Genomic DNA, 12,605 nt, shown 5'->3' on the forward strand with positions numbered 1-12,605 from the left:
ACCCCTGCGGGGCCGCACCGCCGAACTCCACGACCTGGCCCACGCGTTGTCCGTCGCGACCTCGGGCCGCACCTCACCCTGGCGGGCGCGGGGTGTGGCGGCAGGGGAGGGCTGCCTCACTTGGCGAGCGCGCTCGCGAGCGCGTCGACGTTGGAGGTCATCCGGCCGAGGTTGTCCTTGCCGGCAGGCAGGGTCTCCGTCACGGGTACGACGGGGATGCCGGCCGCCTTGGCCGCGGCCTTGGACTTCTCGGTCTGGCGGGCCGGAGGTCTGCTCGTTGTCGCGCCATGGCCCGTCCGGCCGGTCTCTCGACCACATCGCCGTCCCACCGCCCGGGTTGCTCGCCCGCGCGATCCGCGCGGTCAGATGCCCCGAAAGAGTCAAGCTAGAGCAGGTCGCGTGCACGCAGGTCGGTCGCGTACTTGGTGATCAGCTCGCGGGACAGGTGTGGGATGTCCTTGTCCGTGCCGATGCCTGCCTCCCGGACGGCGGTGCGGAAGCGGGCGGCTGGGGCGAGGGAACCGGGGGTGGGGGGCAGGGGGGTGGTGAAGGCATGGAGGAGGGGGAGGAGGGAGCGGTGGCGACGGTGTTCGGGGAGGGAGCGGAGGGCGGCTTCGAGGCGGGGGGACCAGTCGTTGTGGGGGAGGCGTTGGATGGGGTGGCCTGCTTCTTGCAGCCATGTCACAAACGTATCCAGGGAGATGTTGTCGTCGTGGGGGTTGACCGCGTTGTAGGTGCGGTGGGCCGGGGTGGGTTGTGAGCCGAGGGTGTTGACCGCCTCGGCGGTGAAGTCGACGGGGAGGCCGTCGAAGTGGGCGTGGCCCTCGTGGGTGTAGAAGGAGGTCGGGGCGAGTCCTGTGGTGAGGATGCTGAAGAGGAGACGGGTGAGGACGTCGGCCGGGTTGACCTGGCCGGTGTGGTGGGGGTGGGCCAGGATGAGGTCCGAGCGGAAGACTGCGACGGGAACGGCGTAGTGGGCGTGGGCCTCGCGGAGGAGGACCTCGCCCGCCCATTTGCTCGTGCCGTATCCGGCTGCGTAGCCGTCGTCGAGGGTGCGCTCGGGGATGAGCGCGCGAATATCCGTCGTCTCGTCCAGCGTCGTGGAGATCGCCGTGGTCGAGAGGTGGACGAACTGTTTGATCCGCGTGGTGAGCGCGAGGCGGATCAGCTCGGCCGTGCCCACCACGTTCGGCGTGAAGAGTTGCTCGTAGGGGAGGACATGGTTGACCAGCGCCGCCGGGTGCGCGATGAGGTCGACCTCTTCCGCCAGTCGCTGCCAGGTCTCCTCGGCCAGTCCCAGACGCTCAGCCCCGATGTCCCCGGCGAGTACGTCGAGCCGGCCGTCGGCCAACTCCCGGTACCGGCTCAGGAGTTGTGCGTCACCGGTGTCGAACGCCCGGTCCAGACGCATCCGCGCGTCCGCGTCGTCCTTCCCGCGTACGACGCAGACGAGCCTGCCCCCGCTGCCGGTGAGCCGCTCCAGCCAGTCCAGGCACATGAACCGGCCGAGGTAGCCGTTGGCCCCGGTGAGCAGCACATGACGGGGCGTTCGGCCGTCGGGCGGCGGGAGTCGATCCGCGGCGGTGAGGGTCCCGGCGTCCAGGAACGTGTCCAGCGTGAGGTCGGCGGCGCGGACGACGGTGCTGCCCGCGCCGTGCACCGAGGCGAACGTCGGACGGCCGGCCCCCGACGCGAGACGGGCCTCGATGTGCTCGGCGAGGGCGCGCAGGTCGCCGGCGGGGCTGAGGACCGTGCCGACCGGTACGTCCACCCCGAAGATCTCTGTCAGCAGCGTCGAGAAGGAGAGCGCGGACAGGGAGTCGCCGCCGAGGTCTGTGAAACGCGCGTCGGCCGCCGAACTGCCCAGCAGGGCCTGCGCGGCACGCCCCACCGTCTCCAGCACGGGCCGGTCGGCGCCGCCGTCGCGCAGGGCGCGCACCGCGTCCTCCTGGGCCCGGGCCAGCTCCTCGTACAGCGCTTCGAGCCGATCCCCGTACCGTGCCTTGAGACGGGGCGGCAGGTTCTTGCGGGTGTCGGAGAGGAGGCCGCCCGCCAGGGAGAAGGGCTCGGTCTCGACGAGGAACGCGCGCGGTATCTCGTACGAGTTCATCTCGGCGTCACGGGCGGTCTGCTGGAGGGCCTCGGTGAGAACGGAGTCGATGTCCTCGCGGGTCAGGGCCTCCTCCGTCGGCACGATCACCGCCAGCAGATACGCCCGTTCACTGTTCCCGTACACGAAGATCTGCCGGATCAGCGGATGCGTGAGGTAGACGCCTTCGAGCCGGGAGAGCGCGACGAACTCGCCTTGGGCGAGCTTGATGACGTTGTTGCGGCGGTCGACGTAGACGTACTGGTCGGGGCCGGTCCGGGCCATGATGTCGCCGGTGCGGTAGAAGCCGTCCGAGTCGAAAGAGGCGGCTGTCACCTCGGGGCGGCGGTAGTAACCAGGCGTGAGCGCCGCGGACTTGAGGACCAGTTCGCCACGCGGGTACGGCGAGTCGGTCTGGAAGTAGCCGAGTTCGGGGACGTCGACGAGCTTGATGTCGAGGACCGGCGGGCGCTGGACGCGGGTGTTGAGGAGCACGGACCCGGTCTCGGTGGAGCCGTAGCCGTCCAGGACGGGCAGGTCGAGGCAGGTCCGCATGAACTCGCGCAGCTCGGTGGAGAGGGGCGCGCTGCCGTAGAGCGCGTGGATGAGCCGGCCGCCCGTGAACCGCTCCCGCAGATCCGCCTTCACGGCCGCGTCGAGCGCCTCCTGGTCGGTGAACTCCCCCGCGCGCCGGGTCAGTTCGGCCTGGTACTCCTGGAACAGCATGTCGCAGACGCGGGGCACGAAGAGGAGGGCGGTCGGCCGGGCCAGCGCGATGTCCTCGAACAGGGCCGAGAGGTCGCTCTTCGCCGTGAAGTAGGAGATCCCGCCCCGCCTCAGCGTCTCCACGAGTGAGGAACGGCCCGCGACATGGCTCAGCGGCAGGTAGTTGACGACGATGGAGGCCACGTCGTCCGGGATGGGCACCGTACCCGCCCACGCCCGGTGCAGCATGCGTTCGGTCTGGATGGCGCCCTTGGGGGTGCCCGTGCTGCCGGAGGTGTAGATCAGCAGCCGGATCGGGTCCTCGGTGGGGCCGGGGACGAACAGCGGGGCCGGGGGCAGGGAACGCCCGCGCTCGATCACCGCCGCCAGCGGCAGTGGTGCAGCGTGCCCGGCGGCCACGAGCCTGGCGGACGCGGCCTCGAACGCCTCGCGCTCCGCGTCGTCCTCGGGGTGGAAGTCGAACACGACCAGACGCGGCGCCGACTCGGCGGACAGCACCAACTCCACTGCGCTGTCCAGCAGTTCGACGCTTGCCGCGAGCACCTTCGGCCCGGTCTCGGCGATGATCGGGGCGAGCCCGGCCACCGGAGTGCCGGACTGCAGCGGCACGCACGCCGCGCCGTGCCGCAGGCACGCCAGGTCGAGGGTGACGTAGTCGCCGCTGGTGAACCCATAGAGCGCCACGAAGTCCCCGGGGGCCAGCGGCAGTCGCTCGTCCGCCGTCCACTCGGCCGCGACCGCTCCGGCCCGCGCCCACAGCTCGCCGTAGGTGACGGTCGTGAACCCGGGCAGCAGCCGCAGCGACGTACGTCCGGAGACCGGGTCCGTGACGGGCTCCGTCGCCCGCCGTGCCAGGGCCGGACGGTCGGCGTACCCCTCCATGACCGTCGCCACGGTTCGCGCCAGCACCTGGTCCCGCGCGGCCTCCCGTACCGCCTCACGGACCGCGGGCGATGGCCTGGCGCCCCGGTACTGCGGATCGCGCGCGGACAGCTCCGAGACGAGACGGACCGCCCGGTTTCCGGGGGAGTCGTCGGTGGGGGGCTTCGCGGGCATGAGCGTCACCTGTTTCTCTGTACGGGATTCGCTGTGCGGGGTGTCAAAAGCGGGGTGGCAGAAGGGGGATGCTCGCCGGGCTCCGCAGCCCGGCACCGGGCCGGTTCTACGCGGGCCGCGCGCTGGGACGTGAGGCCGGTTCGGGGCGGGAACCCACGCGCACCACGGGCAACTCCGTGGCCGAGGTGCCGTCCTGGTAGCAACGCGCCAGCTCCACCCGGGACTTGATACCGAACTTCCGGAAGATGTTCCGCAGGTGGTAGTTGACGGTGTACGAGGAGAGGTGCAGCTTTCCGGCGACCTGCCGGTTGGTCATGCCCAGCACGACCAGTTCCGCCACCGCCCGCTCGGAGTGGGTCAGCTCCTGTTCCGGAACCACGGGGCGGCTCTCCGGGGGCGCCGAAGCGCGCGTCGTGGGCAGGTTGAACCGGGCCGCGATCCGGGACGCGTCCCGCAGCGCCCCGGCCTCCTCGTACAGCCTTCGCGCCGCGGTGAACTGCCGTACCGCCGTGCCCTCTCCGGTTCCCCGGCCGAGCAGCAGGATGCCCAGGTCCTCCGCTGCCCCGGCGGCGGCCCAGGGGCACCGGTGCTCGCGGCGGGCGCGGGTCAGGGCGCCCTCGTCGTGATGGAGCAGACCGGCCGCGTGCAGCGCCGAGACGCTCAGCGGAGCGTAGTCCGCGTTGTCGCGGGCGAGGTTACGGACCGTGCAGACGACCTGCTCGGCCAGCCGGGGGGCGTGCGCGGCGAGCGCGGTGCGCACCAGCCAGGGGGCTGCGCCCGGCTCCTCCGTGAACAGCAGGGGTCCGGTGACCAGATCGGCGTACCGGCGGCCCAGCAGCTCGACGGCCCACGGCGCGCCGTGCCGCTCGGCCGCGATCTGGAGGGCGACCCACTCGGGCTGGGCGCTGAACACGCGGTGGGAGGACAGCGACTCGTCCTGACGGCGGGCCATCAGGATCTCCGCGTCGCACAGATCACCGCCGCGCAGATCACCGCCGCGCAGGGCGGCGAGCGCCTGAATGGTGGTGGCGAGCGGGAGCAGTGCGCCGTCGGGTTTTCGGAGCACGCCCATGGCGGACTCGATCCACCGGTCGGCCCGCTGGTGATCGCCCTTGAGGCTCAACAGCCGCGCGGCGACCGTGGCGAGTGCCAGGCCGGAGGGCGGGGTGTCGTCCGGGTACGTCCAGCAGTGGGCTTTGCGCAGCAGCCGTTCGGCCTCGTCCGGCTCGCCGAGCAGAGAGAGTTCGAGCGCCACGCCGATCGTGACCAGTTCATCCAGGAAGTCCGACTTGCCGGGTGGAATGATCGCGGCGGCCTCCCTGCTCAGACGCAGCGCCTCGGTCGGCTGCCCGTCGAGCCGGGCACAGGTGGAGCGGACCACCAGCGCGAACCCCTGCCCCGAAGCGTCCTCGACCGCCGCCCGGTTGTGGAACAGGGCGGTCGCGGCCTCCCTGGCCTCTTCGGTGCGGCCCTCGTCGAGGTACGAGATGGCGCGCGCGGACAGGATCGCCGCGCTCTCCTCGCGGGGCGGGCCCGGCACGGCGGCCGGGGTGCCGGGCCCAGACGCGGCGTCGAGCAGCACCTGACGGACGCTCGGCGCGGTGCTGTCGACGAGGGTCCTGTGCAGCAGTTCGTTGCGGAACGTGAGACGGCCGTTGTCGTGGCAGTCGAGGAGCCCCGCGTCCACGGCCCGCTGGACGAGCGCGGCCAGGGCGACGGCCGGTAAGTCGACGAGGATCGCGGAGAGTTCACCGAGGCAGAACTCGGGGCCCAGGACAGCCGCGGTCCTCAGGACGTCCTGCACCTGCTCGCCCTGCTCGCTCAACAGGCAGTTGACCGTGGAGCGCAGGCGCGTGGGCACCACGGTGGAGGTGAGGGCGGCCTGCCGGCTCACGACGCGCACCAAGCCGTCCTCGCGCAACCCCGTCGCCAGGGCCGTTGCCAGCAGGGGGTGGCCCCCTGCCTCGTCGGCCAGCGCCGTCAGTCCGGCGTCGGGCACGGCCCCCAGGATGTCGGTGAAAAGCTCCTGGACCGAGTCCGGGGAAAGCCGGCCGAGGGTGAGCCGGGTGCACCCCCAGTCGTCGAGCGCCCTGACGAAACGGTGGACGTCGAGGCCGTACGCCTGGTCGCGCAGGGTGAGGAGCCAGAGGTGCGGACAGTGCCGCAGGGACGCCAGGTCGGCCGTGAGGCGGCGCAGCAGGGCCTGGTCGGTCTGCGTGTGCAGGTCGTCGAGAACAGTCAGGGTCGGGCGGTCGTCGGCCCGTGGCGGCAATGTTCCGTCATCGGCGCGGACGAGGGTGAATTCACGCTCCTCGGCGATGCGGCTGACCTCGTGTACGAGGCGCGTTTTCCCGAAACCTTCTTCTCCTGAGATCAGGATCACGCCGCCGCGGTTTGACTCCGCTTCGGCGAATGTCTGGAGTATGAGGCTCATTTCCGGTGATCGGCCGCGCAGGGGGCTGTGTGACACGTGACCTCACGTAGTTCATGTGCGGGGTGGGGAGGAGGATCGAGCGAAATTGGGGCCCGTACCTGCTGGATTGCTGGATTGTGCGGACTGGCGTGCGGAGTGCCGCTGGTTTGACGATACCTTCAAAAAATGAGGGTTGACGATACCTTTGCAAGGTGTAGGGGGCAAGTTCTTGAAGGTTGCACGTCTCCTTGGCACACCCGTTACTCGTCGGCTTCCTGCAACTCGGCCGTGATCCGCGGGACGCCGTAGGTACCGTCGGACTCCTTGTGGATCTCCCGGATCCGCCGGGACAGGCGGGCATCGGACCGCGCCCGCTCCATGCGGGCCGGGGCGCCCTTCAGTCACCGGTAGAACCCGGTCCTGGAGACCTCCAGGACCCGGCACAGCCGCTTGACGCCGAACGCGCCGCGATGATCATCAACGAACTGGAAACGGCTCACCAGTTGGTCTCGCGGGCGAAATACTTCGCGGCCCTCCGCAAGATCTCCCGCTCGGTCTCCAGCTCCCTGATCCGGGCCCTGAACTGCTTGTTCTCTTCCTTCAGTACATCGTCGGAGGGTACATCCACGGCCTGTGCCGCCCGCGGCGAGCCACTCACGGCCGCCGCGCGGCCCTGCTCGACCCTCACCCGTTCCGCAGCGTCTCCCGACTGACCCCCAGGTCCTTACTGACGCCCTCGGACGTGTTCTTCGGGTCCGGCAGGTACAGCGCGACAGTGTCCGCCTTGAACTCCGCCGAGTACACCTTCATCACCATCAGTGACGTCTCTTCCTCTGAACCCTCAAGGTCCAGTGTCCAAGGTGTCCACGCTCAAGGGTCAAGCCCCCTGCGCAGGGTCAGCCTCGACCTCGGCCGCATCACGAAAATCGTCGCCGCGGCCCTCGTCCTGCTCCAACTCGAATACGACCGCACCATCGGAACGATCACACAGCGCCATGATCCATTACTGACAAGACTCACTGACCGGATTCGGCGGTGAGGGTGGATGTCGGGGCGCAGGGCCCTTGGTCGCGTACAGAGTATTTGATCCTCGAGGGGTGTGGTGGCAATCCTGAATGGCGCGATGCCGGGGGAGGCATATTCATTAGTCATAACCTGGATCGCGGGCGGCCGCACCGAAAGCCCGCCCTGTGACGGTTCGGCCCGTTTGGGCTCAAGGTGGCGGATTGGGTCGGGAGGACAGAGATGCCGTGTCGGGAGTCGCCGCAATCCTTTCCACGGTGTGGAAGTCGCCGCAACCTTTTCCACGGTGTGGAAATCGCCGCGATCTTTTCCATGGTGTGGAAGTAACCGTAATTCTTTCCATCGTGCGGAACCACGGGAATCTGTAGTTGACTCTTTCAGCCCGCCGTTTCATCTATTTTCCGACCGGTCGAGTTGGCGGAGTTGACCTCTTCAGCGGCGTTCGGTCGCTGATCGGTTTGGTGGTTCGCCCCTATTGTCCTCTCTCTGTTCGGGGCGGGCCGTCGCGTGACGCTGCGGGTGCGCCGGATTCCACGGGCCCGGAGCGCTGCTGGTCGTCCTCCTTTTTGGTCTTTGTCCGGGCGGTGCCCGGTTTTCAGGTGACAGCCGGGAGGTCGGCGCTGCCAGCAGGTGGTGAACGCCGTCGCCCAGTACTCCAGTCGCACTTCGTGATCTGACGGGGCGACGGGCGGTGTGGGGGTGACGAGGCATGGACGAGGCCACCTGTTGATCATGGTGTTGTGACGCAACATGAAGATCAGGCGGCCTCTGCTGTCAGCATAGATCCCTCGTTGTTCCAGGAGAAGTTCGACGAGGTCGAAGCCGAGCTGGCGCCGCTGTTCGCCCGCCGTGAGCCTCGGGCGCATGCCGTGGCGTACGTGCACGGCCGGCTGGCCGACCTGCCGCGCAAAGAACTGCTGGACACTGGCCGAGCACGCCGGGCAGACGCGTGCGTTCGGGATGCAACGCCTGCTCTACCAGGCCGTCTGGGACGAGGACGGCGCCCGCGACGCGGTGCGGCGCTGCGCCGTACGTCACCTGGCCGCCCCCGGCGCGGTGCTGGTCTTCGACGAGACCGGCCAGGAGAAGAAGGGCACCGCCACCGCCGGGGTCGGACGCCAGTACACCGGCACGACCGGGCAGGTCAGTAACGCGGTGGTCGCGGTGTACTGCACCTACGCCAGCGCCCTGGGGCACTGCCTGATCGACGGTGACCTGTACGTCCAGGAGCACTGGGCCAAGGACCCCGACCGTTGTGAACGCGCCGGCCTGGGACGGGACTTCACCTTCCGCACCAAGACCGCCATCGCGCTGGAGCAGGCCCGACGCACGCTCGCCGCCGGCGTCGCAGTGGATGGGCGACGGGCGACGAGGTCTACGGCCGCAGCTCCAAACTGCGCGGCTTCTTCGAGGAGTACGCCATCGGCTATGTCTTCGCCGTCGGCATCAACTATCAGGTACCCACCGGCATCGGGCCGATGCGGGCCGACCTGCTCGCGGCGAAGAAGATCCCCAAGCGGGCGTGGAACCGACTCTCGTGCGGACAGGGCGCCAAAGGGCCACGCGTCTATGACTGGGCCCTGGTCGCCACGGCCGGCCCGCGGCACCATCTACTGGTCCGCCGCTCCCTCGCCGACCCCACCGACCTGGCCTTCTTCTACACCTACGTACCACCGGGCCGGTCGATGGCACTGGCCCATCTCGTCAAGATCGCCGGCATCAGATGGGCGGTCGAGGAGGACTTCGCCAACGGCAAGGACGCCGTCGGCCTCGACCACACGCAGGCCCGCCGCTACCGCTCCTGGCGCCGACACGTCGTGCTCGCGACGGCCGCCCTCGCCCTGCTCGCCGTGATCGCCAGCCTGGACCGACGCACCCATCCCGACCCGGTCCTGCCCGCCGACGGCAATGCGGCCCCGCCCAGGCACTTCGGCCAGATCGCCCTGACCGTCACAACCCGAGCGTGCCGAGACCGTCGTCGCCGAGTTGGAGGCCGGTCGCGAGGACGGGCTGGCCGCTGTGGCGGCGGACGACCAGGCGACCCTGGGCGAACTGCGCCTTCAGTGGCAGGGGTTGGTGCGGCGGCTGCTCGTGGCCCGGCCCGCCGCCGTCGAGGAACTGCGCGCACTGCTGGACCAACTCGATCCCGCTGGCTCGGCCGCCCGGCAGATCACCCAGCACGCCACCGCGTCCGGTCAGGCCCGGGTGTACCAAGCGGGACGTGACCAGCACATCGCCGAGCGATGACGGGCGGGACGGACGGCCACGCCGAGGACCAGGGACGCGTCTACCAGTCACGGGGCGACCAGCACATCAGCGAGCACCACCACTACGGCGGTGACGGGCCGGAGCACGGCGGGCCGGACTCGGTGCGACGCCCGGCGGTCGGCCGGCTCCCCGTCGCGCTGCGCGACCGCAGCGAGGTGATGGAACGCTTGCGGGCGAGCGTGGAGGCGGAGCGCGGCGGCCAGGTCTACGCGCTGTACGGCATGGGCGGCTCGGGCAAGACAGCGGTCGCCTGCGCCCTCTTCCAGGAGGTCACCGGAGAACAGGGCCGGGTGGGCCTGTGGGTCAACGCCTCCGACCGTGCGAGCCTGCGCGCCGGCATGCTCGCCGTCGCCGCCGACCGAGGAGCGGGCGACGGCGAACTGCTCGCCGCACGCAACGGCCTCAGACCTGCCGCCGATCTCGTCTGGACGTATCTCGACCGTTCCGCCGAACCCTGGTTACTGGTCCTGGACAACACCGACGAGCCGGAGATCCTGCGGGACGGCAACTGGCTGCGCACCAGCCCGCGCGGCACCGTCCTGGTGACCACACGGCGAGCGGCGGCCCGGTGGTGGCCGGGCGCCGAGCTGCAGCACATCGGCGTACTGCCACGGGAGGACGCCGCGCTCGTGCTGCGCGATCTCGCACCGCACAGCGGTACGACGGAGCAGGCGGCGCGGGTCGCGGACCGGCTCGGGCGGCTGCCCCTCGCCCTCACCCTGGCGGGCGGCTTCCTCTCCCACCAGGTCATCGACCCCTGGACGATGGACGCCTACGGGGACCAGCTCGACGGAGACGAACGCGTCCAGCTGATCGACCGGGGAGCCGACGCGCTGTCCGAGGCGGACCCCCGGCATCTGGTCGGCCTGACCTGGCAGCTGACCCTCGACGCGTTCGAAGCGCGCGGGCTGCCCGAAGCGGCGGCCCTGCTCAGACTGCGGGCCCGGTTCGCCGCCGAGCCGCTGCCGCTGACTCTGCTCAACCACGCCGACATCGGCGCCGTACTGCCTCGTGCCCGGACCGAGACAGCCCTCAGAGCCCTCCTCGACCAGTCGCTGTCCGAACTGGTCGACGATGCCGGCGCACTCTGCGTACAGAGTCACGGCATCCTGCTCGACAGCGTCTCGGCGGCGACCCCCGCGGACCTGGTGCCCGCCCTCGACACGACAGCCGTCCGGCTGCTCGACGCGGCCGTGCCCGGCGTACCCGACGCGGGTCCGCACGATCCGCGACTGCGCCTGCTGGTACCTCACGCGCTGGCCCTGCTGCGGCACATCGGCGGGCCGTCCGCCGCCGACGCCCTGGCCGTCGCGACGCGGCTGTCGGTCGCCCTGCACCGGACCGGTGACTACCTCTCCGCCGGGGAGACCGCCCGAAGCGCGGCGGACCTCGCACAGCGACTCCTCGGCGCGGACCACCGTACGGTCCTCGCCGCCCGCTCCAGGGCGGGGCGGGCACTGTTCCGGCTGGGCAGGTACGCCGAGGCCGAAGCGGCGCTCCGCGCGGTCCGGGACGCCCAGGAGCGCCTGTTCGGCGCCGGCGACCCCGACACGTTGGACAGCGGCTATGGACTCCAGCTCGTGCTGGCGAACCTCGGCAGACGCGAGGAATCCGTCGCGCTGCTCCGCGACACCGTCGCCGGGCGGCGCTCGGCGCTGGGCCCCACGCATCCGCTGACCCTGCGCGCCCGCGCCAGCCTGCTGGAGATGCTGCCCGCCGCCGAAGTGGTCACCGAGGAAGGCGGCACGCTGCTCACGCTGCCGTCGGAATGCGATCGCTCTCTCGGCCCCGACCACACCGTGACACTGGGCGCCCGGCACAACCACGCGTGGGCGCTGTACCTCCTGGGCCGCTTCGACGAGGCCGACCGTGAGATCCGGCGGGTCGCCGAGACGTATGTGCGGCGCTTCGGACCCGAGTACCCGATCGTGCTCGCCGCCCGGCAACTCCTCTCCCGGACCCGGGCCGCGCTCGGACACGTGGAGGACGGGATCGCGCTGATGACCGACGTCGTCGAGCGGCGGGAACGCGGCCTGGGCCCCGAGCACCCCTTCACGGTCGCGAGCCGCCAACTGTTGGACGCGTACCGATCGGGTCGATGGGGCCCGCCGCAACCGCCTGGCAGATGACGCGGCGGGGTATTCGGCGCGCGGACGAGCCGTGGCCTCAGTAGTGGTAGCGGGCCTTGAGGATCTTGACTTCCTTTTCGTCCACCCGGTAGACGAGCCGGTGCTCGTCGTCGACCCGGCGTGACCAGTAGCCGGACAGGTCGCCCTTCAGGGGCTCCGGCTTGCCGATGCCGGTGAAGGGCGTGCGCTGGATCTCGGCGATCAGGCGCGTGATCCTGCGGGCCATGGCGCGGTCCGAGCCGAGCCAGAACACGAAGTCCTCCCATCCGGCCGGGTCGAAGTGGACGCTCCTCACGCGTCACCCGCCAGCTCTTCCAGCTCTGCCATGGTCCTGGTGACCACGGCCTCGCCGGCCCTGTCCCGTGCGACGGCCTCCATGAGGCTGCGCGCGTTGGCGGGAGAGCGCAGCAGGTAGACGGTCTCCTGCCAGGAGTCGTAGTCCTCGGCGGACATCAGCACGGCGTCGCCGCTCTTGGAACTGATGCGTACGGGGGTGTGGTCGTCGTTGACGCGCTTGATGAGGGGAAAGAGGTCCTTGCGGGCCTCGCTGGCACTTATGGTCATCTGCGGCACCCTCTCCTGGTGGTACTGGAATATGGTACTGCAATGGTACGACATTCTGGTACGGCTTGCGGAGTGAGTTGTCTTCAGTAGCCCCGATCTGGTTCCGGTGGCCAGGGGTGCGCGGGCCGCCGGTTGATCGATCGGTCTGTAGACGGGTATGCAGCGCAAGGGGGGAGTAGGCGCCTGCCCGGCGGCTGGACGCTTCCGGTGCGGGTGGGCAGCGGCCCGCCTTCGCTGTCTCTGTTGGTCGGCCGAACAGGCAGCGGACATTCCGCACGATCGAGGACGAGCGGTGGCGGAGACCACCAGATGGAGAGCGTGACCGGTAATGGCCCAG

The 12,605-nt window shown here is 70.3% G+C and carries 6 protein-coding genes and 5 pseudogenes; 5 read left to right on the plus strand and 6 right to left on the minus strand.

Annotated elements, in window-relative coordinates:
- Positions 1-116: 116 nt before the first annotated feature.
- From RB628_RS10600 to RB628_RS10615, 4 genes and pseudogenes are all read right to left on the minus strand, one after another.
- Positions 117-279 (minus strand): annotated as a pseudogene (locus tag RB628_RS10600) (ABC transporter substrate-binding protein); the annotation flags it as partial.
- Positions 280-385: 106 nt separating this feature from the next.
- On the minus strand, positions 386-3,871 hold the full coding sequence (car, locus tag RB628_RS10605) for a carboxylic acid reductase (RefSeq protein ID WP_318320081.1): 3,486 nt from the start codon (positions 3,869-3,871) through the stop codon (positions 386-388).
- Positions 3,872-3,977: 106 nt separating this feature from the next.
- Entirely contained in the window at positions 3,978-6,341 is a 2,364-nt protein-coding gene (locus tag RB628_RS10610) for a LuxR C-terminal-related transcriptional regulator (RefSeq protein ID WP_412180631.1), read from the minus strand.
- 212 nt (positions 6,342-6,553) lie between these two features.
- Positions 6,554-7,100 (minus strand): annotated as a pseudogene (locus RB628_RS10615) (IS3 family transposase); the annotation flags it as partial.
- A gap of 70 nt (positions 7,101-7,170) precedes the next feature.
- On the opposite strand from RB628_RS10615, the pseudogene RB628_RS10620 reads away from it, so the two are divergent.
- The 5 genes and pseudogenes from RB628_RS10620 to RB628_RS10635 form a co-directional block, all read left to right on the plus strand.
- A pseudogene (locus RB628_RS10620) lies at positions 7,171-7,260 on the plus strand (IS5/IS1182 family transposase); the annotation flags it as partial.
- Positions 7,261-8,267: 1,007 nt separating this feature from the next.
- A pseudogene (locus tag RB628_RS42560) lies at positions 8,268-8,597 on the plus strand (transposase); the annotation flags it as partial.
- 56 nt (positions 8,598-8,653) lie between these two features.
- Positions 8,654-9,136: pseudogene (locus RB628_RS42565) on the plus strand (transposase); the annotation flags it as partial.
- A 157-nt stretch (positions 9,137-9,293) separates the two neighbouring features.
- Positions 9,294-9,554 carry a hypothetical protein gene (locus RB628_RS10630; RefSeq protein WP_318320084.1) on the plus strand — a complete coding sequence of 87 codons (261 nt, stop codon included), beginning with the start codon at positions 9,294-9,296 and terminating at the stop codon, positions 9,552-9,554.
- The gene (locus RB628_RS10635) at positions 9,551-11,704 is read left to right on the plus strand and encodes a tetratricopeptide repeat protein (RefSeq protein ID WP_318320085.1); all 2,154 of its coding nucleotides are present in this window, start codon (positions 9,551-9,553) and stop codon (positions 11,702-11,704) included. Before RB628_RS10630 ends, RB628_RS10635 begins: the two co-directional genes overlap by 4 nt.
- A gap of 37 nt (positions 11,705-11,741) precedes the next feature.
- On the opposite strand, the gene RB628_RS10640 is transcribed toward RB628_RS10635, so the two are convergent.
- Together RB628_RS10640 and RB628_RS10645 are read right to left on the minus strand one after the other, a co-directional pair.
- Positions 11,742-11,999 (minus strand): Txe/YoeB family addiction module toxin, encoded by a 258-nt coding sequence (locus RB628_RS10640; protein ID WP_318320086.1) that lies wholly within the window; start codon positions 11,997-11,999, stop codon positions 11,742-11,744.
- Complete coding sequence (locus RB628_RS10645) at positions 11,996-12,268, minus strand: type II toxin-antitoxin system prevent-host-death family antitoxin (protein ID WP_318320087.1); 273 nt, start codon at positions 12,266-12,268, stop codon at positions 11,996-11,998. The genes RB628_RS10640 and RB628_RS10645 overlap by 4 nt, the downstream gene beginning before the upstream one ends.
- Between the last annotated feature and the right edge of the window lie 337 nt (positions 12,269-12,605).

The organism is Streptomyces sp. ADMS, from assembly GCF_033441795.1.
Taxonomy (GTDB): domain Bacteria; phylum Actinomycetota; class Actinomycetes; order Streptomycetales; family Streptomycetaceae; genus Streptomyces.